Below are 21,925 nucleotides of genomic sequence, written 5' to 3'. Positions count from 1 at the left end.
CCGTTATCCTTCTTCGCTCAACAGCAGTTCGTTGAGCTCTTCGAGAACGCGCTGCGGGGTAATATCGATCAGGCTCTGATGGTAGCCTTCTGCGGCATCGCCTTTACGTACCTTGTGGTAGCCGGTGATCAAACGGATTACGCGCGCCTTGTGCGACAGCGGCGGCGTGAAGTCCGGGCTGCTTGGGCCATATAGCGCAACCAGCGGACGATCCAGCGCGGCGGCGACGTGCATCAGGCCAGAGTCATTGCTGACCACGGCCTTACAGGCGGCAATCAGGATAACCGCCTGCTCGAGCTGCGTTTCCCCAGCCAGGTTACGGCACCAGGCCTGCTGCTCGTTGCTCAGCGTGGCGAAAATTTCGTTGCCCGCCTCGTGGTCCTTCGCCGAGCCAAACAGCACAATCTGGTAGCCTTCGTCGATCAGCTGTTTCGCCAGTTCGGCGTAGTGGTAGTGCGGCCAGCGTTTTGCCGGACCAAATTCCGCGCCGGGGCAGAAGCCAATCATCGGACGTTCAGACGAAATGCCAAACGCGTTGCAGGTGTGGGATTTCTCCCCGTCGTTAACCTGCAGCTGCGGCCACAGCAGCGGCTGAGGCAGGTCTTTCGCGCTGCGCATCACCCCTTTGTCGTAGGCCAGCGCCACGTAGCGCTCCACCATCAGCGGCCAGGCCTCTTTATCCAGCACCCGCGCGTCGTTCAGCAGGCCGTAGCGCATTTCGCCGCGCCAGCCGGTACGGTGCGGGATGCCCGCAAAGAAAGGCACCAGGGCGGATTTAAAGGAGTTTGGCAGGACATACGCCCGGTCGTAGCGCTTCTCGCGCAGGCTATGACCGAGCTTGCGGCGTTCGCCGATTTCCAGCGCCCCGTGGCCAAGCGGCATCGGGATCGCCTCGTTCACTTCCGGCATACGCGATAGCAGCGGACGGCACCATGCGGGTGCCATCACGTCGATTATCGCCTGGGGATAACGCGCCTTGAGCGTGCGATAGAGACTTTGCGACATCATCATGTCGCCCACCCATGACGGGCCGATCACCAGAATCTTCATACTTATGCGTCGCGGTTCAGCCAGGCCATATATTCCGTTACGCCTTCGGCAACGGTCTTGAACGGCTTGTCGTAGCCTGCGGCGCGCAGGTTGGTCAGGTCAGCCTGGGTGAACGCCTGGTAGCGGCCTTTCAGCTTATCCGGGAACGGAATGTACTCGATGCTGCCTTTCTTGTGGTACGCCAGCGTTGCGTCAGCCACCGCCTGGAAGGATTCCGCGCGGCCTGTGCCGAGGTTGAAGATGCCGGACACGCCGTTTTCCAGGAACCACAGATTGACGGCTGCCACGTCGCCCACGTAGACGAAATCACGCTTAAAGCCATCGCTGCCTTCGAACAGTTTCGGGCTCTCGCCGTTATTCAGCTGGGTATTCAGGTGGAATGCCACGCTCGCCATACTGCCTTTGTGGCCTTCGCGCGGCCCGTAAACGTTAAAGTATCGGAAGCCGACAATCTGCGAGTTCGCTTCTGGCAGAACCTGACGCACGTACTCGTCGAACAGGAACTTGGAGTAGCCGTAGACGTTCAGCGGCTGCTCGTACTCGCGGGATTCGATGAAGTCCGAGGTGCGGCCGCCGTAGGTTGCCGCGGAGGAGGCATACAGGAACGGAATTTCACGCTCCAGGCAGTAGTGCAAGAGCTCTTTGGAGTACTGATAGTTGTTGTCCATCATGTACTTGCCGTCCCACTCGGTGGTGGAGGAGCACGCACCTTCGTGGAAGATGGCTTCGATCTCGCCGAACTCTTCACCTGCCATAATCTGGATAAGGAAGTCTTCTTTATCCATGTAGTCAGCGATGTTCAGATCCACCAGGTTAACGAACTTGGTGCCGTCTTTCAGGTTGTCCACCACCAGGATGTCGGTGATGCCTTTGACATTGAGGGCCTTGATAATGTTGCTGCCGATAAAGCCCGCGCCGCCGGTAACGATGATCATAACTGTAACCTTTGAAGTGTGGAGCCCGGGGACAATCCCGGACGCTAATATTCATATCATATCATTAGTATGGCGACCCTTCAGCCATTCACCGATATGCAGCAGGGTTACACGTGATTTATGCTGCAAAAACGAGAAGAGATACTGCGTCATCTCGTCATGAACTATAGGTTTGGGTAATATGTGCCGAAATTTGCCGAGTCTGGAGAATTGCAATGCGTGGTGATTTTTACAAACAGTTAAACAGCGACCTCGACACCGCACGTGCGGAAGGGTTGTTCAAGGAAGAGCGTATTATCACGTCTGCTCAGCAGGCGGACATCACCGTTGCCGACGGCAGCCATGTGATCAACTTTTGTGCGAACAACTACTTAGGTCTTGCTAATCACCCTGAGCTGATTGCCGCTGCAAAAAACGGCATGGACACCCACGGTTTCGGCATGGCCTCCGTACGTTTCATCTGCGGTACGCAGGACAGCCATAAGCAGCTTGAGCAAAAGCTGGCGAGCTTCCTTGGGATGGAAGACGCGATCCTGTACTCCTCCTGCTTCGACGCCAACGGCGGTCTGTTTGAGACCCTGCTCGGCGCAGAAGATGCGATTATCTCCGACGCCCTGAACCACGCCTCCATCATCGACGGTGTACGCCTGTGTAAAGCGAAGCGCTTCCGCTACGCCAACAACGACATGGTTGAGCTGGAAGCGCGCCTGAAAGAGGCCCGCGAAGCGGGTGCTCGCCACGTGCTGATCGCCACCGACGGCGTGTTCTCCATGGACGGCGTGATCGCCAACCTGAAGGGCGTGTGCGACCTGGCGGATAAATACGACGCGCTGGTGATGGTCGATGACTCTCACGCGGTCGGCTTTGTCGGCGAAAACGGTCGCGGTTCCCACGAATACTGCGACGTAATGGGCCGCGTGGACATCATCACCGGTACGCTGGGCAAAGCGCTCGGCGGCGCGTCCGGCGGCTATACCGCCGCGCGTAAAGAGGTGGTTGAGTGGCTGCGCCAGCGCTCTCGCCCGTATCTGTTCTCCAACTCCCTGGCGCCGGCGATTGTGGCCGCCTCCATCAAGGTGCTGGAGATGGTGGAGTCCGGGGCCGAACTGCGCGACCGCCTGTGGTCCAACGCCCGTCTGTTCCGTGAAAAAATGAGCGCCGCAGGCTTCACCCTGGCCGGTGCCGATCACGCGATCATTCCGGTGATGCTGGGCGATGCGGTCGTCGCGCAGCAATTTGCCCGCGAGCTGCAGAAAGAAGGGATCTACGTCACCGGGTTCTTCTTCCCGGTGGTGCCAAAAGGTCAGGCGCGTATCCGCACCCAGATGTCTGCGGCGCACTCGCCTGAACAAATTGAACGTGCGGTGGAAGCCTTTACCCGCATCGGTAAACAGCTGGGCGTAATTGCCTGAGGACGTGTGATGAAAGCGTTATCCAAACTGAAAGCGGAAGAAGGGATTTGGATGACCGACGTGCCGGAGCCGGAAGTCGGTCATAACGATCTGCTGATCAAAATTCGTAAAACGGCTATCTGCGGTACTGACGTTCACATCTACAACTGGGACCAGTGGTCGCAGAAAACCATTCCTGTCCCGATGGTTGTCGGTCACGAATATGTCGGCGAAGTGGTCGGTATCGGCCAGGAAGTGAAAGGCTTCAAAATTGGCGATCGCGTCTCCGGCGAAGGCCATATTACCTGCGGCCACTGCCGTAACTGCCGCGGCGGTCGCACGCACCTGTGCCGCAACACCGTCGGCGTGGGCGTAAACCGTCCGGGCTGCTTCGCGGAATACCTGGTGATCCCGGCGTTTAACGCGTTCAAAATTCCGGACAATATCTCTGACGATCTGGCCTCCATCTTCGACCCGTTCGGCAACGCGGTACACACCGCGCTCTCCTTCGACCTGGTGGGTGAAGATGTGCTGGTCTCCGGCGCGGGCCCAATCGGCATTATGGCGGCAGCCGTGGCGAAGCACGTGGGGGCACGCAACGTCGTGATCACCGACGTGAACGAATACCGCCTGTCGCTGGCGCGCAAAATGGGCGTCACCCGTGCGGTGGATGTCTCCAAAGAGAGCCTGACCGACGTGATGGAAGAGCTGGGCATGACCGAAGGCTTTGACGTGGGTCTGGAGATGTCCGGCGCGCCACCGGCGTTCCGCACCATGCTCGACACCATGAACCACGGTGGCCGTATCGCGATGCTGGGTATTCCGCCGTCAGATATGTCCATCGACTGGAACAAAGTTATCTTCAAAGGGCTGTTCATAAAGGGCATCTATGGCCGCGAGATGTTCGAAACCTGGTACAAGATGGCGGCGCTGATCCAGTCCGGTCTGGATCTGTCCCCGATTATTACTCACCGTTTCTCCATCGACGAGTTCCAGCAGGGCTTTGACGCGATGCGTTCCGGCCAGTCAGGGAAAGTGATCCTGAGCTGGGATAAGTAATAAAAAAGGGGCCTGCGGCCCCTTTTTTTACTGATTCTTTTTCTCTTCGTCCGTCAGGTAACGCACCTTGCGGGTGTAATCCTGACCTTTAAACAGCAGCTTATTATCCGGCGATTCAAGATACTTCTGCCATTCGGAAAGCGGGAAACCACCGTGCGCGCCAATCACCTCTTTTGGGATCATGGCTTCTTGTCCACCAATCTTCTTGGATACCGGCCAGTTTACCCAGTCCCCCAGATTAACCGTTTTTAAATCCAGCATGTCCAGCAGGGCAGTAAGCGGCAGCTGATCGGTTGGCGGCTGACTATCATCCATCAGTTCCCAGGTATCCTGAAACAACGACAGCCACAGAGGGCAAATACGACGCCATGTCTTTTGGGTAGCCACGAGGAAGGCGCTGTTAACATGATCAACCAGATATGGGCGCACCATACCTTTGTAATAGGCAGGGACTTTATCTGATGGCGCGCCGTCCAGTTTGGCAATCATTTTACCCTGGCGAAAACTCGAGTAGAGATGCATATCTGCCACCTTAATTTCAGGCATTTTCAGCAAATTGAGATCGGAGTCGATCATCAATACCCCTTCGCCGCGCGCCTGCAGCGGAGCGTTCAGCTTCACCAGACGGCTGAGGTAGATCTGCTTATAGCGGTAACTTTCCTCGCGTACCGGAAGGGTAAGCGTAACGACGCGGGTTTTTGGCGGCAGTTCGCCGAAAGCGGATTCAGGCTGATCGCTGACGATAACAATTTCGCTGACGCCGGTGGCATAACGCTCTGCAAAGGTCGCTGACAACAACGCTTCTTCTACGAAATCCGCGCCCGTACACGGAATCACGATGGAATCCACCGCAACGAGATCGCGCGTGACCGGAAGGGAAGCGTACGGAATGTTATGTCGCCCGGTGATGTGGCGGTAGCGAGCATTCAGGAATTTAAACATGTTTTTCTCGTTTGGTTATTGCGCGCCAAGAACGGCCTCGACACCGTTAACATAGCTTTCAATGGCATACACGTTGCAGACATTCTGATGCGCGGCCGCGGCGAGCCGGGCGCGCAGATCGGGATCCTGCCAGATATTATCCAGATGTTGAGCAAGTTTCGATACATCGCTCCACGGGAAAAGCAGCCCGGTCGACTCGTGATCGATCAATTCTGCCGTACCGGTCACCTTTGAACCAATGACGGGAATGTTCAGCAGCATCGCTTCCAGCACGACGCGGGGCAGGCCTTCGCTCTGCGAGGCCAGAATAAACGCGTCAAAGGTGGCGAGATAGTCAAAAGGCGTGTTCTGGAAACCGGTAAAAATCACGTGTTCAGCAATACCCAGCGCGTCAGCCTGTGCCGCCAGCGCGCCGCGTTCAGCCCCTTCACCGACCAGCACCATCTTCCATTTTGCCTGCGGATGCTTCTGGCTGAACTGGGCCAGCGCCTCCAGCGTGTGGTGGTTGGCCTTGCGAGGGATAAGCGACCCAATGCTGCCGAACACAAAGGTGTCGTCATCAATGTTCAGACGCTGGCGCATGGCGCGTCGGTCGGGCAAAGGCTGGTGGATGTCGATGGCGTTGTTGACCGTTGTACACAGCTCGGGCCGGACGCCATGCTGAAGTAACACGCGCTCAACGCCGTACGAGACGGCGATGATTTTTGTGGCATGGGCATTCACCAGCTTCACCAGCGGCGGCGTCAGCACCGGCTCAATGCGGCAGTGCTGGATGATCCGCGCATGCAGCTTCGCGCCCGCCAGATAACCCTCTTCGTTAGAGCCTGGCTGGTTGTTCATGTACAGCGTATCAAAACCGCCTTCCCGAAAAATCGTCTCGATCTTGCTGACGTTGGGGCGAATGCGCCAGAGGGTATCAATATGGCGCGTAAACGCCTTCCGGGCGCTGCGGGAGAAAAACAGCAGGCTGCGGCCCAGCTCTTTTGCGATTTTCGCCCATGCGGGCTGTTTATGCTGGGGAATCACAATTAAGGGAATGCCAATGCCGTTCAGCACCTGGCCGATGGTTTGCCCTTCGGCCCGGCTGTAGTCGCTGTAAAAACAGCAGGTAATATCGAACTTCTCGCGGTTAATGCGCTTCAGAAGTTCGAGCATGCTGTTGGTGCCTCCTCCCCACTCTTTACCGGTATCGAGGAGCAAAATTTTGTGTCGTTGCGGCATTGTTCTACCTTAATCGCCTGTCACTGGGACTGGTTCGCTGAGACTTTTTTACCCCATCCCTGCCACTGGTGCTGGAAGTATTGCACCAGCGTACTCTGGCTCACGCTTTCGCTGATGACCGCGAAGAAGCGGGTTGCATGCACCGGTTCAGGCGGTTTTTTCAGCGTGCAGTTCTTCACGCCGCGGAACGGATTGCGCGGCTGCGTGGTGGGAGGTTGTGCGCTACCCGGACGAGACGTATCTACCTGCGGTTCATTAAGCAGATCGCTCGGGCGTACCAGCGTGATATCGTCGGGTAAGGTCGGCAGCATTTGCTGTAAAACGCGAACGGTAGACGGATGCGGGTGCCCGATGGCAATCGCCGAACCATTGCGGCGCGCCAGCGCTACCGCGCGATTAAACTGCACGCGGATATCCGCTTCGTTCTGGGAGTCGTCCAGGAAGACTTTACGCTTAATGACCTTCACACCCGTACCCTGAGCGGCACGCATCGCCTGGCTGTTGCCGATGGTCATGCTGTCGAGGAAGTAGAGATTGTAACGTTCCAGCGCCTGCATCACTTTCAGCATACCGTACAGGCTGGAGGTCATCGCGCTGCCCATATGGTTGTTCAGACCCACGGCATACGGCACTTTGTTGTAGGCGTCGCGGATGATGCGCTCGATCTCATCGCTGCTCATATCCGGGCGCAGGGTATCTTTTTCCAGCGGCTGCTTGCTGAGCGGTGCCATCGGCAGATGGATGAGCACCTGATGACCGCTATTGTGGGCTTTGGTTGCCATCTCATGCGCGTGTGGCGCATTCGGCAGGACGGCGACGGAGATGGCTGACGGCATCGCCAGCACCTGATTTTCATAGTGTGGACGATAACCGAAGTCATCAATCACAATCGCGAGTTTGCCTGCATATACCGGTGCAGCCAGCGCCAGCGCGCTGACGACGGAGAGAACCATTCGACGAAACTGAAGCAAAACTTATCTTCCCAACCACGGCTGTGGATTGACCGCCTGACCCTGACGACGAATTTCGAAATAGAGTGACGGGCGGCCCTGACCGCCACTGCTGCCCACAAGGGCGATGGGTTGGCCGGCGCGCACCTGGGTGCCGACGCTGACCAGCGCGCTCTGGTTGTAGCCGTAAAGACTCATGTCGCCTTTACCGTGTTCGACCACTACCACAAGCCCGTAACCCTGCAGCCAGTCGGCCAGAATCACGCGGCCATCGGCGATGGCTTTCACTTCGCTACCTTCAGACGCACCGATAACGATCCCTTTCCAACGTAGCTCACCCTGCAGCTGTTCGCCATAGCGATGCAGAATAGTGCCGCGAACGGGCCAGTAGGCCTGACCGCGAGGGGAACCCAGACCGCCGGTACGCGACATCAGGGAACGTTCGCTTTCGCTTGGCTTGTAGGTGGTCCCTTTGCGGGAGGCTTCCTGCTGCTTGTCGCGAACCGCCTGGGCCTCGCGGGCCTCTTTTTCAGCGCGCGCCTTCGCTGCGGCTTCCGCACGGGCAATGCTGTTGCGCAGTTTTGATTCGTTGGCGCGCATTTCGCTCAGCTGGCTCTGTCCTGCCTGAATGGAGGACTCAAGGCCGGACAGGGTTTTCTTGCGCTCGTTACGGGCCTGCTCAAGCTTTGCCTGCTGCGCTTTTTGTTCGTAGAGCAACGTCTGCTGCTGGCTCTGCTTCTCTTCCAGCTCCGCTTTTTGGGTGGAGACCTCTTCACGCGTCTGCTTCAGCTGCGCGATCGTCTCCTGACGCGCCTGGTTCAGATAGCCGAAGTAGGCCTGCAGGCGCTGGCCGCGCTGGCTCTCTTCACCGCTGAGGATCAGCTGGAGTCCGGTATGTTCACCCTGGCGGAATGCGGCATCGAGCTGAGCCGCGAGGTTGCGCTCCTGCGCATCACGCTGGCGCTCCAGTTTGGCAATCGACGCGTTCATCTCGTCGATCTGTTTGTTCAACTGGGTGAGGGTATTTTGCGTTTCACGGAGCTTACGTGCGGCAGCGGAGATGGCCTCTTCCTGCTGCTTAAGCTGGGCGAGCAGGGTGGCGCGCTGCTGTTGCTGCTGGCGTACCGCACGCTCTTTGGCGGCGATATCGGCCTGAATGGATTTCAGCTGGTCGCGGTCATCCGCGTGGGCGGATGCGGCGCACAGCAATACGCCAGCGCTGAGTGCGCTGGCGCAAAGCAGAGGTCTGACTGATAACCTAAGCGGCTTCACGACCCATGTGATTGAAAAAATCGCCTTTCCCCTCATGGGGAGCGATTATTCCACGATGAACAGCGGCTTACCAGTCATCTCTTCAGGGATCGGCATACCCATCAGCGACAACATGGTTGGCGCGATGTCGGAAAGCTTGCCGCCTTCCACTGCTTTCAGTGATTTATCACCCACATAAATCAGCGGAACCGGCAGGTTAGTATGGGCGGTGTGCGCCTGACCGGTTGCCGGGTCGCGCATCTGCTCGGCGTTACCGTGGTCAGCGGTGATCAGCAGCTGGCCGCCAACGGACTCAACCGCTTTCGCAACCTGCTCAACGCAGTGGTCCAGCGCTTCAACCGCCTTCACTGCCGCTTCCATCACGCCGGTATGGCCGACCATGTCGCCGTTCGGATAGTTACAGATGATGGTGTCGTACTTGCCGCTTTCGATGGCCGCGACCAGTTTTTCAGTCAATTCTGCAGAGCTCATTTCTGGCTGCAGATCGTAAGTCGCCACTTTCGGCGAGTTGATCAAAATGCGCTCTTCGCCTTTGAACGGCTCTTCAACGCCGCCGTTAAAGAAGAAGGTCACGTGCGCATATTTCTCAGTTTCGGAGATACGCAGCTGGGTTTTGTCGTTCTTCGCCATCCACTCGCCGAAGGTATTGGCCAGCGAGGCAGGTGGGTAAGCGCAAGGCGCTTTGATGTCTGCCGCGTATTCGGTCAGCTGGATGAAGTCGATGTTCACCACTTTTTTACGGGCGAAACCGTCGAAATCGCTATTCACGAACGCACGGGTGATTTCGCGCGCGCGGTCAGCGCGGAAGTTCATGAAGATCAGCGCATCGCCATCTTCCATGGCGGCATCGGCCTGGCCTTCAGCGCGGATCACGCTCGCTTTCACGAATTCATCGTTTTCATCACGCGCGTAAGCGGCTTCCAGCGCCTCAACGGCAGTCGCGAACTGGAATTCCCCTTTTGCCAGGGTCATCAGATCATAGGCCTGTTCAACGCGATCCCAGCGGTTGTCGCGGTCCATAGCGTAGTAACGGCCAATGATGGAGGCCACGCGGCCTTTGCCCAGCGCGGCGAATTTGTCTTCGAAGGCTTGCAAAGAGCCTTTTGCGCTGCGCGGCGGCGTATCGCGACCGTCCAGGAAGGCGTGCAGGTAGATTTTTTCCGCACCGCGTTCAGCGGCCAGTTCAACCATCGCCATGATGTGATCTTCGTGGCTGTGCACGCCGCCCGCGGAGAGCAGACCCATGATGTGCACCGATTTACCTGCCGCAACGGCTTTATCTACCGCACCGGAGAGAACCGGGTTCGCGAAGAAGGTGCGTTCTTTGATTTCGACGTCCAGACGGGTCAGATCCTGATACACGATACGGCCTGCGCCCAGGTTAACGTGGCCGACTTCGGAGTTGCCCATCTGGCGATCCGGCAGGCCCACTTCCAGCCCAGACGCATCAATCAGCGTATGCGGACGTTTTGCCCACAGTGCATCCATGACCGGGGTTTTTGCGTTGAAAATAGCGTTATCCTGGCTGTCTTCACGGTAGCCATAGCCATCCAGAATCACCAGTACCATAGGTTTTTTAGAAACCGACATTGCAACAACCTCATGCTCAAGAGTCAAAATTTGCGTAATTTTACTACAGCTGAATCGATCAAATAGCCGCAGAAGATCAAAGAAAGCGCGGGGGCAAGATGCTGACCGGACCATTTTGAGGCATTTTTTTAGGTGGCATGCCGCAGAAAATGGATTAGGTTATGGTCGCTGGCTGTATTTGCCAGAACGCACAGGTATACTCCTGTCTTGGTTTTTTTATCACTTAGTCGGGAGTAGTTACCCTCCATGCAAGAAATTATGCAATTCGTTAGCCGCCATCCGGTTCTGAGCATCGCGTGGATTGGCCTGCTGGCTGCTGTGCTGTTCACCACATTTAAGAGCCTGACGTCTAAGATTAAGGTTATCACCCGTGGTGAAGCGACGCGTCTGATTAACAAAGAAGATGCCGTCGTTGTCGATCTGCGTCAGCGTGACGATTTCCGTAAAGGTCACATTGCCGGCGCAATCAACCTGTTGCCAGCTGAAATCAAAGCCAACAACGTTGGTGAGCTTGAGAAACACAAAGCCCAGCCCATTATCGTTGTGGATGCGACCGGTATGCAGGCGCAGGAATCTGCCAGCGCGCTTTATAAAGCGGGCTTCGAAAACGTAACGGTACTGAAAGAAGGGATTTCCGGCTGGAGCGGGGAAAATCTTCCTTTGGTTCGCGGTAAATAAGGAGTTCAGTCATGGCCAATATTGAGATCTACACCAAAGCGACGTGCCCGTTCTGCCACCGTGCGAAAGCGCTGCTGAGCAGCAAAGGCGTCACGTTCAAGGAACTGCCGATCGACGGTGACGCGATCAAACGCGAAGAGATGATCCAACGTAGTGGTCGTACGACGGTTCCGCAGATTTTTATTGATGCGCAGCACATTGGCGGCTGTGATGACTTGTATGCGCTCGACGCCCGTGGTGGACTCGATCCGCTGCTGAGCTAAGAGACTTTAGGACAATTAAAAAGGGTATTTCCATGTCAGAACAAAACAACACCGAAATGACTTTCCAGATCCAGCGTATCTACACCAAGGATGTCTCTTTCGAAGCGCCAAATGCGCCGCACGTTTTCCAGAAAGACTGGCAGCCAGAGGTTAAACTTGATCTGGATACCGCATCCACCCAGCTGGCGGATGACGTGTATGAAGTCGTACTGCGTGTGACCGTGACCGCCTCTCTGGGCGAAGAAACTGCATTCCTGTGCGAAGTACAGCAGGGCGGTATCTTCTCCATCGGCGGCATCGAAGGCAACCAGATGGCGCATTGCCTGGGTGCATACTGCCCGAACATCCTGTTCCCGTATGCCCGTGAATGCATCACCAGCCTGGTTTCTCGCGGTACATTCCCGCAACTGAACCTTGCGCCAGTGAACTTTGATGCGCTGTTCATGAACTATCTGCAGCAGCAGGCTGGCGAAGGTGCCGAACAACATCAGGATGCCTGATGAGCACTGTTAATGCGTCAATGACTGTGATCGGTGCCGGCTCATACGGCACCGCTCTTGCCATCACGCTGGCAAGAAATGGTCACGACGTGGTCCTGTGGGGCCACGATCCAAAACATATCGCCACGCTGCAGCGCGACCGTTGCAATGTGGCGTTTCTCCCGGACGTTCCGTTCCCTGACACCCTGCACCTGGAAAGCGATCTTGCGACCGCGCTGGCGGCCAGCCGCAACATTTTGATTGTGGTGCCGAGCCATGTCTTTGGCGACGTGCTGAATCAGATCAAGCCGCTGATGCGCCCGGATGCGCGTATCGTCTGGGCGACCAAAGGGCTGGAAGCGGAAACCGGACGCCTGCTGCAGGACGTTGCCCGCGAAGCGCTGGGGGATGAGATCCCGCTGGCGGTTATCTCCGGCCCAACCTTTGCCAAAGAGCTGGCTGCGGGCCTGCCGACGGCGATCTCGCTGGCATCCACTGACCAGACCTTCTCCGACGATCTCCAGCAGCTGCTGCACTGCGGCAAGAGCTTCCGCGTCTACAGCAACCCCGATTTTATCGGCGTGCAGCTGGGCGGCGCGGTGAAGAACGTGATTGCCATCGGTGCCGGGATGTCTGACGGTATTGGCTTTGGCGCCAACGCGCGTACGGCGTTGATTACCCGCGGCTTAACCGAGATGTCCCGTCTGGGCGAAGCGCTGGGTGCCGATCCGGCCACCTTTATGGGGATGGCGGGTCTGGGCGACCTGGTGCTGACCTGTACCGACAACCAGTCTCGTAACCGCCGCTTTGGCATGATGCTCGGACAGGGCAGCGATGTAAAAAGCGCGCAGGAGAAGATTGGACAGGTGGTGGAAGGCTACCGCAATACCAAAGAAGTTCGCGAGTTGGCACACCGGTTTGGTGTCGAAATGCCAATAACCGAGGAAATTTATCAGGTATTGTATTGCGGAAAAAATGCGCGCGAGGCAGCATTGACCTTATTAGGTCGTGCGCGCAAGGACGAGCGCAGCAGTAACTAGTCGGAACCGTTGTCACCTGAATGACCCAGCCAGCGCAGAACTGGCTGGTCATTATACTATCGTCTGGAGTTAGCAATGCCGTGTGAAGAACTGGATATCGTCTGGAATAATATTAAAGCCGAAGCCCGGGCGCTGGCCGACTGTGAGCCGATGCTGGCCAGTTTTTACCACGCGACGCTACTCAAGCACGAAAATCTCGGCAGCGCGCTGAGCTACATGCTCGCCAACAAGCTCGCTTCCTCCATCATGCCTGCTATCGCCATTCGTGAAGTGGTGGAAGAGGCTTACGCCGCAGACCCGGAAATGATCGCCTCTGCCGCCTGTGATATCCAGGCCGTGCGCACGCGTGACCCGGCGGTGGATAAATACTCTACGCCGCTGCTGTACCTGAAAGGCTTCCACGCCCTGCAGGCGTACCGCATCGGCCACTGGTTATGGAATGAAGGCCGCCGCGCGCTGGCGATTTTCCTGCAAAACCAGGTCTCCGTGACGTTCCAGGTTGATATTCACCCGGCGGCGAAGATTGGACGCGGGATCATGCTCGACCACGCCACCGGCATCGTGGTGGGTGAAACGGCGGTGATTGAAGATGACGTCTCGATCCTGCAATCGGTCACCCTGGGCGGTACCGGAAAAACCAGCGGCGATCGCCACCCGAAAATTCGCGAAGGGGTGATGATTGGCGCGGGCGCTAAAATTCTCGGCAATATCGAAGTCGGGCGCGGCGCGAAGATTGGCGCGGGGTCGGTTGTGCTCCAGCCCGTGCCGCCGCACACCACCGCCGCTGGCGTACCGGCGCGCATCGTTGGTAAGCCAGACAGCGATAAGCCGTCGATGGATATGGACCAGCACTTCAACGGCATTCACCATACCTTCGAGTATGGTGACGGCATTTAAATTCTGAGAATGGCGCCCGGATAACCCAGCTGGCGCCAGGCCTCATACACCACCACCGACACCGCGTTCGACAGGTTCATGCTGCGGCTGTCCGGCATCATCGGAATACGGATCTTCTGCTCAGCGGGCAGGGCATCCAGGATCGTGGCCGGCAGGCCGCGGGTTTCCGGGCCAAACATTAGATAGTCACCCTCCTGATAGCTCACTGCGCTGTGCGCTGGCGTGCCTTTGGTGGTCAGGGCGAACATGCGCTGCGGCTTCTCTGCTTCCAGAAACGCGGCGTAATCGTGATGGCGAACCACGGCGGTAAATTCATGGTAATCCAGCCCCGCGCGGCGCAGGCGTTTGTCGTCCCACGTAAAGCCCATCGGCTCAATGATGTGCAGGCGAAAACCGGTGTTGGCGCACAGGCGGATGATATTGCCGGTGTTCGGCGGAATTTCTGGTTCGAATAAAACGATGTTAAGCATGCTGCCCCCTTAATTGCGGGGGCAGAATAGCAGAAAAGAGAGGAACTACGCGACGCCGGGTTCCTGCGAGCGGCTATACAGCATTTTGTAGACGGTTGCCGCCGCGGCCACCAGGGCGGGCACGCTGAGGATCATTAAAATACTGTCTGCCTGCCACTGCATAGAAAGAAGCTGGGCGCTGGTCATAGTGCCCGCCACCCCGCCAAAGCGGCCGATCCCCTGCATCCAGGCGATGCCCGTCGCGCGGCACTCGGTAGGGTAAAAGGTGGCCGCCAGGGTCTGCATGCCCGACTGCGCGCCGTTCATCGCGATCCCCATCAGGAAAATCAGCCCGCCAAACAGGGCGATATGGTTATGCTCAAGGCCGAGTAACAGGATCAGTCCCATCGTCAGGACAAATCCCCCTGCGACCACCTTGTGCGCTTCCCAGCGGTCCATCATCCAGCCCGCGAGCAGAATGCCTGCGGTGCCGCCGAAGGTGAACAGCGAGGTGAGCCAGGCGGATTCCGCCAGGGCATACCCCATCCCCTGCATCAGCGTCGGCATCCAGCTAAGCAGGACGTAGTAAATCACCAGCCCCATAAAATAGGTCACCCACAGCATCAGGGTGCCGGGCAGCCAGGGCATGGAAAACAGCTGCCCCACGCTCCCTTTTTTAGACGCGACTTTCTCTTCCGCCAGGAAAAAGCCCGTAACGCTCTCCAGCGTGCTGCGGCTGAACCGGCTGGCGATGCAGCGGACCTGCATGACGTCCTTCCCGCGCTGCACCAGAAACTTCACCGATTCCGGCAGCAGCAGCGCCAGCAGCACGGTTAAAATCAGCGGGGCAATCGCGCCGGTCAGCAGCACGCTTCGCCAGCCGTGGTGGGGAATAAGCCAGGAAGAGATCGCGCCGCCGCCCGCCGCGCCCAGAGGGAAGCCGCAGTACATGGTATTAATCGCCATGGCGCGGCAGCGCTGGGGGGCGAACTCCGAAATCAGCGTGATGGCGTTAGGCATCGCTGCACCGAGCCCGAGACCCGTCAGAAAGCGCCACAGCGTCAGGGTATTCAGGCTTTGCGCCCAGGCCGTTCCCAGGCTCGCCAGACCGAAGAACAGGCACGAAAAGACCAGCACGCGCTTGCGCCCCATCCGGTCCGATACCGGGCCTGCAATCAGGGCACCCAGCGACAGCCCCAGCAGCGCCGCGCTCAGCACCGGGCCTAGATCCTGTTTGTGTATCCCCCATTCTGCCGACAGCGTAGGCGCGATGTAGCCCATTGCTGCGGTATCAAAACCATCGATCGCCAGAACCAGAAAGCCCAGCACGATAAGAAGCCAGTGAAACCCTGAAAAGGGACTCTCGTCGATTACCTGCTGAATATCCACCTTACCTGAATAGGCCATATGCTCCTCTCTGATGTGATGTTGTTTTTGTGCTCTTGTATTTGCTTGTCTATACAATTGCTAACCGGAGGGGTGTGTCAAATTTTCTTATCCAGAATGTTACGCAGGTGTTATTTTCGACAAAAAAAGCGCCCGAGGGGGAAGTCGGGCGCAGGTGAAAAATATTAACAGATGAAAGTCAGGCCGCGTTTCCCTGCGAAAGGGGGGCCAGCGCCGCAGGCAGCTTGCTCAGCTCCTGCACCAGCGAATCCTTGCTGATTTCACCGATCGTTTTCGCGCCGGTCAGGGTCATCGCCACCTTCATCTCTTTCTCAATCAGGCTCAGCAGGTTTGCCACGCCGGCCTGGCCGCTGGTGGCCAGCGCGTAGAGGTACGCGCGGCCCAGCAGCACGCTGTCTGCGCCCAGGGCAATCATGCGCACCACGTCCAGCCCGTTGCGGATGCCGCTGTCGGCCAGAATGGCAATATCCCCTTTCACCGCATCGGCAATGGCCGGCAGCGCGCGGGCAGAAGAGAGCACTCCGTCAAGCTGGCGTCCGCCGTGGTTAGAGACCACAATCCCGTCCGCGCCAAAACGCACCGCGTCGCGGGCATCTTCCGGGTCGAGGATCCCTTTGATCACCATCGGGCCGTCCCAGAATTCGCGGATCCACTCCAGGTCTTTCCACGAGATTGACGGATCGAAGTTGTTCGCCAGCCAGCCGATGTAATCTTCCAGCCCGGTGGGTTTACCGAGGTACGCCGAGATATTCCCCAGATCGTGCGGACGACCGTTCAGGCCGACGTCCCACGCCCACTGCGGATGCGTAACTGCCTGCCAGTAGCGGCGGAGCGCAGCGTTCGGGCCGCTCATGCCGGAGTGCGCGTCGCGGTAGCGCGCGCCGGGCGTTGGCATATCGACGGTAAAGACCAGCGTGGAGCAGCCCGCCGCTTTGGCGCGCTCAAGGGCGTTACGCATAAAGCCGCGATCGCGCAGGACGTAAAGCTGGAACCACATCGGGCGCTTGATGGTCGGGGCGACCTCTTCAATCGGGCAGACTGAGACGGTAGAAAGCGTAAACGGAATGCCTTTGGCATCCGCAGCGGCGGCGGCCTGCACTTCGCCACGGCGGGCATACATGCCGCATAAGCCAACAGGCGCGAGCGCGACGGGCATGGAGAGCGTTTCGTTGAACAGCTTTGTCTCAAGGCTCAGGTCGGACATATTCTTCAGCACGCGCTGGCGCAGGGCCACTTCAGACAGATCCTCCACGTTGCGGCGCAGGGTGTATTCGGCATACGCCCCACCGTCGATGTAGTGGAACAGGAACGGCGGCAAAATGCGCTGCGCCGCGGCGCGGTAGTCACTGGCTGCTGAAATAATCATGCTTTGTTCTCCCTGGAAATATCACTGTCGCCAGGCAGACGGGTAATACGCGCCTGTCGGGCCTGGTCTTCATCAAATCGTTTAATGGTGGTGTGCACGAAGCCGAGATGCGCCATCATCGCCTTGCGCGCGGCTTCGGCATCGCCGGCCAGAATGGCGTTGAGCACCGCCTCGTGCTGTTCGGTCAGCTGGGCAAAGACCGGCGGGACCAGATACATGCGCTGGCGGCTCTGCTTCACGGAGGATTGCAGCAGGTCGAAGAACCCGCGCATGGTCTGGAGCAGCACCACGTTGTGCGAGGCCTCGGCGATTGCCAGATGGAAACGCACGTCCGCCTGGGAGGCGATATCCGGATCGCTGCTTTGCGTGGCTTCAAAACAGGCTTTGAGCTTCTCTTTGTCGGCTTCGGTTGCCCGCATCGCCGCGTGCCACGCGGTACTGGTTTCGATGGCGTGACGCGCTTCAAGAATGTCGAAGCTGTAGTCCGGGTCGTTTTCCATCAGCGTCTTCAGCGGCTGGACGATGTTTTGCTCGGACCAGTCGTCATGCTGCCAGCGCACGAAAGTGCCGCCGCCGCGACGGCTCACCAGCACGCCTTCGCTGACCAGCGTCGCGAGCGCCTCGCGCAGTGAGTTACGCGATACGCCAAGCCGGGCGGCAAGCTGGCGCTCGGCGGGCAATTTCATGCCCGCTTCCAGCTGTTGTTCTTCAATCAGCGCCCGCACGCGAGAGGCAATCTCGTCGGACAGGCGTCTGGGCATCACTATCATGGGATCATCCAGGTTAAGACATAGGCCTGCAGGGTGGTGATCGCGCCCACCATGCAGGTGAATATCAGGCTGTGTTTAACGGTAAAGCGGAACAGGTCCGACTCTTTGCCCACCAGTCCCACCGCCGCACAGGCAATGGCGATGGACTGCGGGGAGATCATTTTGCCGGTCACGCCGCCGGTGGTGTTCGCGGCCACCAGCAGCACGTCCGACACGCCAATCTGCTGCGCCGCCGTTGCCTGCAGGGCGGCAAACAGGGCGTTAGATGAGGTATCTGAACCGGTCAGGAACACCCCCAGCCAGCCGAGGAACGGCGAGAAGAAGGTGAACGCGTGTCCGGTGTGGGCCAGCGCTAACGCCAGCGTCGACGACAGGCCGGAGTAGTTGGAGATAAACGCGAACGCCAGCACCATGCCGATGGAGTAGATCGGCAGCATCAGCTCTTTAATCGTCGCCGCAAAAGTCTGTACCGCTGCGGCAGGCTTCATGCGCAGCCACGCCACGGAAAGGAGTGCCGCAAACAGAATCGCCGTGCCGGTGGCGGAGAACCAGTCAAACTTAAACACTGCCGCATACGGGGTGGCGTCGTGCACTACCGGCGGCATACGGGCAACCATCTTGTCGAGGAACGGCACGGAGATGTTAATCACCATGTCGTACAGCGCGCCGCCCGGAGCGAACAGGGCTTTAAACGGCGGAATGCTCCACAGCGTCACGGTGGCGGTCAGGAACAGGAACGGCGACCAGGCGCGGACGATCTGTCCTGCGGTATAGCCCGTGCGGGCGAGAGTCTGATCCACGTGCGACGCGCCCATGTCGGCAAAGCGGAAGATGCGCACCGGCTGCCAGCGTTTCAGGAACAGCGTCAGACAAACCAGCGACACCAGCGAAGAGATAATGTCCGGCAGTTCCGGGCCGAGGAAGTTCGAGCTGAGGTACTGGGCAATGGCGAACGAACCGCCTGCCACCATCACCGCAGGCCAGGTCTCCTTCACGCCGCGCCAGCCGTCCATAATCGCCATGATCCAGAACAGGACGATAATGGTCAGGAACGGCAGCTGGCGGCCTACCATCTGGCCGATCTCAAAGCTGTCCAGCCCGGTCACCTGTCCGGCCACCAGAATCGGGATCCCCATCGCGCCAAAGGCTACCGGGGCGGTGTTCACAATCAGGCACAGGCCCGCGGCATACAGCGGGTTAAAGCCCAGACCCACCAGCAGCGCAGCGGTGATCGCCACCGGTGCGCCAAAGCCTGCCGCACCTTCGAGGAACGCGCCGAAGGAGAAGCCGACTATCAGCATTTGCAGGCGCTGGTCCGGGGTGATGGAGAGAATCGACGAACGAATGATGTCGAACTGCCCGGTTTTGACCGAGATTTTATAGACAAAGACCGCGGCGATGATGATCCACGCAATCGGCCACAGGCCGTAGAAGAAGCCGTAGACAACGGAGGCCAGCGCGCGGTCGACCGGCATTTTATAGAAGAACAGCGCCACCAGCAGGGCGATGGCAACGGTATACGTCGCGGCGAGGTAGCCCTTCAGCTTGAGCTTAATCAGCGCAAAGAAGAAGAACAGGATCGGAAGCGATGCGATCAGGCTCGACAGCCAGATATTTCCGGCCGGGTCGTAGTTTTGTTGCCAGAGGCTCATGCAGGTCTCCTGGGGACCAGACAGCCTGTGCTGCGGGTGAGTCTCCGCTCAACTCTGCGTCACAAACTGTGTAAAAGTGGTCCTGCCAATATTGTGTTGTAGGGTTAATGACAATGAATGGTTAACCAGATGTTATGAGGTGGCAATGGTTTTGTGAGCGGAAATAATGAAATTGTGAACCGGGGAAGGAAGAAAAGGGGGATTGGTTGGGCCAATTTTAAGCGGGAGTGTGGCTGAGGGACCCCTCACCCTAACCCTCTCCCCAAAGGGGCGAGGGGACTGAACTGTGCGGTTTTCTCCCTCTCCCCTTTGGGGAGAGGGCGGGGTGAGGGGAAGAACGGTTAAAAAGCCGTCTTACAAAAACCCGTCATCTCTTTCAGGCCCATTTCGCGGCCAAGCTCGGTCATCGGGTGCACCACCACCAGGCCACGGACGCTTTTCTTCAGCTTGCCCATGTCGGCCTGCTCTTTTTTGGTGATCGCGCGGCGGTGCGGCATGCCCATCAGCTTCTGCGCTTCTTTGCTCAGCTTTTGGCCTTTCACTTCGCGCAGGCGCTCGATTTCAGCTTCCAGCTTCGCGGTCTCTTTTTCCAGCTCGGCGTACTTCTCGGCGGAATCGACCAGTGACAGGCCAGCCATCTGATGACGGATCAGATCCAGGCGGTCGCTCAGGCGCTTAATTTCGTTCTTTTCGACTTCTTTCATGACAAATGACTCTGAAAACGGGGAATTTAGAGGGAAGGATACACCAATGTGAACGGGCTTACTTCTGAAACGCTTTTTTTAAGCTGATTTTAGAAATCAGCTCAGTCAGGGAAAGGACCATAGTGGAACGGACAACCTGTTGATAGCGCAGCTTTTGCATCGCGTACAGTTCAGGGTCGCTGTTATCAAAATGGGGAGCAGGGGGCAGGGCGGTTACGCAGTGCAGTTCGCCGAAAGGCCCCAGAATCTCATCATCGGTAAAGGTGTACTCATTACCGTCATGATTGAGCTCTTCGCGCAGCGCCATTAACAGCTCCGCATCTTCATACTCTTGCCGGTTCAGCACGCCAAGACCATAAATCAGCTTCAGGCGCACCGACAGATCGCCCAGCGGTCCGTCTCCGTCCAGTAACGGTTCTACAGCGTACTTTACCGCGTAGTCGTCTTTGCGAAACACCTGAAGCACCAGAATGTTCACCGCCTCGGTCAGTAATTCGACGGCGGCAATCAGGAAGCTTCGTACGGTTTTGCCAGCATTCAGACGCTCAAGCACACGATTTTCAAAGGCCTGGGTTTGTTCCATTATTGCCTGCATATCTGACAATCTGTTATTCGGGCGCAGGCTAACCTGCGCCGGATTCTGCATCATTTGGTTGCGTTGTATGCGTTAACCGCCTCCGCAACCACGTCGCTGCTGGCGTCCAGACCGGAAATCTGCGCCAGCGCAGCCTGCGCGCCTTTGTCATCAATCAGCTGAGCCAGCTCAATCGCCTGCGGGTCCTGCTCGCTGCGGTAGTGCATCGCGGCGGCAATTCCTTTCACCAGGTTGGCGTGCGGCAGGCCGTATTCCAGCGTGCCGAGCAGCGGCTTAATCAGGCGGTCGCCCGCGCTGAGCTTACGCAGCGGCTGACGGCCCACGCGCTCAACGTCATCTTTCAGATACGGGTTTTCAAAACGACCGAGGATTTTCTGGATGTATGCTGCGTGTTTATCAGCATCAAAACCGTAGCGTTTGATCAGCACCGCGCCGCTCTCTTCCATCGCCCCTTTTACCACCGCGCGGATCTGCTCATCGAGGATCGCGTCACGAATGGTCTGATGACCGGCCAATTTTCCGAGGTACGCGGTTATAGCATGCCCGGTGTTCAGCGTGAAGAGTTTGCGTTCGACAAATGCCATCAGGTTATCGGTTAATTCCATTCCCGGAATGGTTGGCAGCACGCCCTTAAACTGGGTTTTATCGACGATCCACTCGCTGAAGGTTTCCACAGTCACTTCCAGCGGGTCGTTGGTGGCGGATTCGGACGGCGGAACGATGCGGTCCACGGCGGAATCAACAAAACCGACGTGCGCTTCAACCCAGGCTTTATCTTCGTCAGCCACGGCCGCCATAACGTGACCTTTCAGCTGCGTGGTGCCGCGCACCATGTTTTCGCAGGCGATGATGTTCAGCGGGGTATCGATACCCTGTGCCTTACGTTTAGCCAGGCCTTTCGCGACCGCAGGAGCAATACGCTCAAGCACCACCGGACCCACGGCGGTGGTCACCAGATCAACGCTGGCGATCAGGTCAATCACGTCGTCGCCGATGCTGCTGACCGCGTTGACGCCAGAGACGGTTTCAACCTGCTCGTTTTCACCCACCACATGAACCTGATAGCTATGACGGGCATTCAGGGCATCCAGAACCACCTGATTCACATCGGCGAATGTCAGGGTAATGCCCGCGTCTGCCAGCAGTTTACCGATAAAACCACGACCGATATTACCTGCGCCAAAATGTAATGCTTTCATAGTGTTAACCTTCATC

General features: G+C 57.9%; 22 protein-coding genes. 7 read left to right on the top strand and 15 right to left on the bottom strand.

What is annotated here, in order from left to right; all coding sequences use genetic code 11:
- Positions 1 to 3 precede the first annotated feature (3 nt).
- Both rfaF and rfaD read right to left on the bottom strand, forming a co-directional pair.
- Positions 4 to 1,050 carry an ADP-heptose--LPS heptosyltransferase RfaF gene (gene rfaF / locus UTO39_RS11655; RefSeq protein WP_320727211.1) on the bottom strand — a complete coding sequence of 349 codons (1,047 nt, stop codon included), beginning with the start codon at positions 1,048 to 1,050 and terminating at the stop codon, positions 4 to 6.
- A 2-nt stretch (positions 1,051 to 1,052) separates the two neighbouring features.
- Positions 1,053 to 1,985 carry an ADP-glyceromanno-heptose 6-epimerase gene (gene rfaD, locus UTO39_RS11650; protein WP_320727210.1) on the bottom strand — a complete coding sequence of 311 codons (933 nt, stop codon included), beginning with the start codon at positions 1,983 to 1,985 and terminating at the stop codon, positions 1,053 to 1,055.
- A gap of 215 nt (positions 1,986 to 2,200) precedes the next feature.
- On the opposite strand from rfaD, the gene kbl reads away from it, so the two are divergent.
- Together kbl and tdh are read left to right on the top strand one after the other, a co-directional pair.
- On the top strand, positions 2,201 to 3,397 hold the full coding sequence (gene kbl / locus UTO39_RS11645; RefSeq protein ID WP_048996487.1) for a glycine C-acetyltransferase: 1,197 nt from the start codon (positions 2,201 to 2,203) through the stop codon (positions 3,395 to 3,397).
- 9 nt (positions 3,398 to 3,406) lie between these two features.
- Positions 3,407 to 4,435, top strand: coding sequence for an L-threonine 3-dehydrogenase (tdh, locus tag UTO39_RS11640; RefSeq protein WP_042717745.1), 1,029 nt, complete (start codon positions 3,407 to 3,409; stop codon positions 4,433 to 4,435).
- A 27-nt stretch (positions 4,436 to 4,462) separates the two neighbouring features.
- Here tdh and UTO39_RS11635 read toward each other — a convergent pair whose 3' ends face one another.
- The 5 genes from UTO39_RS11635 to gpmM are packed head-to-tail and all read right to left on the bottom strand — an operon-like array spanning position 4,463 to position 10,410.
- Complete coding sequence (locus tag UTO39_RS11635; protein WP_320727209.1) at positions 4,463 to 5,377, bottom strand: hypothetical protein; 915 nt, start codon at positions 5,375 to 5,377, stop codon at positions 4,463 to 4,465.
- Between the two features lie 15 nt (positions 5,378 to 5,392).
- Entirely contained in the window at positions 5,393 to 6,598 is a 1,206-nt protein-coding gene (locus UTO39_RS11630; protein WP_320727208.1) for a glycosyltransferase, read from the bottom strand.
- A gap of 20 nt (positions 6,599 to 6,618) precedes the next feature.
- Positions 6,619 to 7,569 (bottom strand): divergent polysaccharide deacetylase family protein, encoded by a 951-nt coding sequence (locus UTO39_RS11625; protein WP_320727207.1) that lies wholly within the window; start codon positions 7,567 to 7,569, stop codon positions 6,619 to 6,621.
- Between the two features lie 3 nt (positions 7,570 to 7,572).
- Positions 7,573 to 8,832: a murein hydrolase activator EnvC gene (gene envC, locus UTO39_RS11620; RefSeq protein WP_231940812.1), complete on the bottom strand. Its 1,260-nt coding sequence runs from the start codon at positions 8,830 to 8,832 to the stop codon at positions 7,573 to 7,575.
- Between the two features lie 33 nt (positions 8,833 to 8,865).
- Positions 8,866 to 10,410, bottom strand: a complete 1,545-nt coding sequence (gpmM, locus tag UTO39_RS11615) for a 2,3-bisphosphoglycerate-independent phosphoglycerate mutase (RefSeq protein ID WP_320727206.1) — start codon at positions 10,408 to 10,410, stop codon at positions 8,866 to 8,868.
- A 246-nt stretch (positions 10,411 to 10,656) separates the two neighbouring features.
- On the opposite strand from gpmM, the gene UTO39_RS11610 reads away from it, so the two are divergent.
- From UTO39_RS11610 to cysE, 5 genes are all read left to right on the top strand, one after another.
- A complete protein-coding gene (locus UTO39_RS11610) occupies positions 10,657 to 11,088 on the top strand; it encodes a rhodanese-like domain-containing protein (RefSeq protein WP_014882007.1) in 432 nt (143 codons plus the stop codon).
- A gap of 11 nt (positions 11,089 to 11,099) precedes the next feature.
- Positions 11,100 to 11,351: a glutaredoxin 3 gene (gene grxC, locus UTO39_RS11605; RefSeq protein ID WP_003860837.1), complete on the top strand. Its 252-nt coding sequence runs from the start codon at positions 11,100 to 11,102 to the stop codon at positions 11,349 to 11,351.
- 32 nt (positions 11,352 to 11,383) lie between these two features.
- Entirely contained in the window at positions 11,384 to 11,851 is a 468-nt protein-coding gene (gene secB, locus UTO39_RS11600; protein WP_003860835.1) for a protein-export chaperone SecB, read from the top strand.
- Entirely contained in the window at positions 11,851 to 12,870 is a 1,020-nt protein-coding gene (gene gpsA / locus UTO39_RS11595; RefSeq protein WP_320727205.1) for an NAD(P)H-dependent glycerol-3-phosphate dehydrogenase, read from the top strand. Before secB ends, gpsA begins: the two co-directional genes overlap by 1 nt.
- Before the next feature lie 75 nt (positions 12,871 to 12,945).
- Positions 12,946 to 13,767 carry a serine O-acetyltransferase gene (cysE, locus tag UTO39_RS11590; protein WP_008502718.1) on the top strand — a complete coding sequence of 274 codons (822 nt, stop codon included), beginning with the start codon at positions 12,946 to 12,948 and terminating at the stop codon, positions 13,765 to 13,767.
- Here the strand turns inward: cysE and trmL are convergent.
- The 8 genes from trmL to mtlD all read right to left on the bottom strand — a co-directional run bounded on the left by trmL (position 13,764) and on the right by mtlD (position 21,909).
- Positions 13,764 to 14,237, bottom strand: a complete 474-nt coding sequence (gene trmL / locus UTO39_RS11585; protein ID WP_320727204.1) for a tRNA (uridine(34)/cytosine(34)/5-carboxymethylaminomethyluridine(34)-2'-O)-methyltransferase TrmL — start codon at positions 14,235 to 14,237, stop codon at positions 13,764 to 13,766. The genes cysE and trmL overlap by 4 nt on opposite strands.
- Positions 14,238 to 14,282: 45 nt before the next feature.
- Entirely contained in the window at positions 14,283 to 15,623 is a 1,341-nt protein-coding gene (locus UTO39_RS11580) for an aromatic acid/H+ symport family MFS transporter (protein WP_320727203.1), read from the bottom strand.
- Positions 15,624 to 15,801: 178 nt separating this feature from the next.
- Positions 15,802 to 16,989, bottom strand: a complete 1,188-nt coding sequence (gene lldD, locus UTO39_RS11575) for an FMN-dependent L-lactate dehydrogenase LldD (protein ID WP_061096616.1) — start codon at positions 16,987 to 16,989, stop codon at positions 15,802 to 15,804.
- Positions 16,986 to 17,759, bottom strand: a complete 774-nt coding sequence (gene lldR, locus UTO39_RS11570; protein ID WP_061096615.1) for a transcriptional regulator LldR — start codon at positions 17,757 to 17,759, stop codon at positions 16,986 to 16,988. Before lldR ends, lldD begins: the two co-directional genes overlap by 4 nt.
- Positions 17,756 to 19,411 (bottom strand): L-lactate permease, encoded by a 1,656-nt coding sequence (gene lldP, locus UTO39_RS11565; protein WP_266179503.1) that lies wholly within the window; start codon positions 19,409 to 19,411, stop codon positions 17,756 to 17,758. The genes lldR and lldP overlap by 4 nt, the downstream gene beginning before the upstream one ends.
- Positions 19,412 to 19,752: 341 nt before the next feature.
- Complete coding sequence (locus tag UTO39_RS11560) at positions 19,753 to 20,115, bottom strand: YibL family ribosome-associated protein (protein WP_320727202.1); 363 nt, start codon at positions 20,113 to 20,115, stop codon at positions 19,753 to 19,755.
- A 58-nt stretch (positions 20,116 to 20,173) separates the two neighbouring features.
- The gene (gene mtlR / locus UTO39_RS11555) at positions 20,174 to 20,764 is read right to left on the bottom strand and encodes a mannitol operon repressor MtlR (protein WP_028015045.1); all 591 of its coding nucleotides are present in this window, start codon (positions 20,762 to 20,764) and stop codon (positions 20,174 to 20,176) included.
- Positions 20,761 to 21,909: a mannitol-1-phosphate 5-dehydrogenase gene (gene mtlD / locus UTO39_RS11550; RefSeq protein ID WP_266179504.1), complete on the bottom strand. Its 1,149-nt coding sequence runs from the start codon at positions 21,907 to 21,909 to the stop codon at positions 20,761 to 20,763. The genes mtlR and mtlD overlap by 4 nt, the downstream gene beginning before the upstream one ends.
- Positions 21,910 to 21,925 lie beyond the last annotated feature (16 nt).

This window comes from Enterobacter sp. 118C5 (genome assembly GCF_034107645.1).
In the GTDB taxonomy this organism is placed as follows: Bacteria; Pseudomonadota; Gammaproteobacteria; order Enterobacterales; family Enterobacteriaceae; genus Enterobacter; species Enterobacter nematophilus.
The sequence above is the reverse complement of the archived record's forward strand: the minus strand, read 5'-3'. Positions and strand labels throughout refer to the sequence as shown.

What these genes read in the sequence shown, in the direction of transcription:
- rfaF (WP_320727211.1), bottom strand. Translation starts at nt 1,050, where the DNA reads ATGAAGATTCTGGTGATCGGCCCGTCATGGGTGGGCGACATGATGATG.
- rfaD (WP_320727210.1), bottom strand. Translation starts at nt 1,985, where the DNA reads ATGATCATCGTTACCGGCGGCGCGGGCTTTATCGGCAGCAACATTATC.
- kbl (WP_048996487.1), top strand. Translation starts at nt 2,201, where the DNA reads ATGCGTGGTGATTTTTACAAACAGTTAAACAGCGACCTCGACACCGCA.
- tdh (WP_042717745.1), top strand. Translation starts at nt 3,407, where the DNA reads ATGAAAGCGTTATCCAAACTGAAAGCGGAAGAAGGGATTTGGATGACC.
- UTO39_RS11635 (WP_320727209.1), bottom strand. Translation starts at nt 5,377, where the DNA reads ATGTTTAAATTCCTGAATGCTCGCTACCGCCACATCACCGGGCGACAT.
- UTO39_RS11630 (WP_320727208.1), bottom strand. Translation starts at nt 6,598, where the DNA reads ATGCCGCAACGACACAAAATTTTGCTCCTCGATACCGGTAAAGAGTGG.
- gpmM (WP_320727206.1), bottom strand. Translation starts at nt 10,410, where the DNA reads ATGTCGGTTTCTAAAAAACCTATGGTACTGGTGATTCTGGATGGCTAT.
- UTO39_RS11610 (WP_014882007.1), top strand. Translation starts at nt 10,657, where the DNA reads ATGCAAGAAATTATGCAATTCGTTAGCCGCCATCCGGTTCTGAGCATC.
- grxC (WP_003860837.1), top strand. Translation starts at nt 11,100, where the DNA reads ATGGCCAATATTGAGATCTACACCAAAGCGACGTGCCCGTTCTGCCAC.
- secB (WP_003860835.1), top strand. Translation starts at nt 11,384, where the DNA reads ATGTCAGAACAAAACAACACCGAAATGACTTTCCAGATCCAGCGTATC.
- gpsA (WP_320727205.1), top strand. Translation starts at nt 11,851, where the DNA reads ATGAGCACTGTTAATGCGTCAATGACTGTGATCGGTGCCGGCTCATAC.
- cysE (WP_008502718.1), top strand. Translation starts at nt 12,946, where the DNA reads ATGCCGTGTGAAGAACTGGATATCGTCTGGAATAATATTAAAGCCGAA.
- trmL (WP_320727204.1), bottom strand. Translation starts at nt 14,237, where the DNA reads ATGCTTAACATCGTTTTATTCGAACCAGAAATTCCGCCGAACACCGGC.
- UTO39_RS11580 (WP_320727203.1), bottom strand. Translation starts at nt 15,623, where the DNA reads ATGGCCTATTCAGGTAAGGTGGATATTCAGCAGGTAATCGACGAGAGT.
- lldD (WP_061096616.1), bottom strand. Translation starts at nt 16,989, where the DNA reads ATGATTATTTCAGCAGCCAGTGACTACCGCGCCGCGGCGCAGCGCATT.
- lldR (WP_061096615.1), bottom strand. Translation starts at nt 17,759, where the DNA reads ATGATAGTGATGCCCAGACGCCTGTCCGACGAGATTGCCTCTCGCGTG.
- lldP (WP_266179503.1), bottom strand. Translation starts at nt 19,411, where the DNA reads ATGAGCCTCTGGCAACAAAACTACGACCCGGCCGGAAATATCTGGCTG.
- UTO39_RS11560 (WP_320727202.1), bottom strand. Translation starts at nt 20,115, where the DNA reads ATGAAAGAAGTCGAAAAGAACGAAATTAAGCGCCTGAGCGACCGCCTG.
- mtlR (WP_028015045.1), bottom strand. Translation starts at nt 20,764, where the DNA reads ATGATGCAGAATCCGGCGCAGGTTAGCCTGCGCCCGAATAACAGATTG.
- mtlD (WP_266179504.1), bottom strand. Translation starts at nt 21,909, where the DNA reads ATGAAAGCATTACATTTTGGCGCAGGTAATATCGGTCGTGGTTTTATC.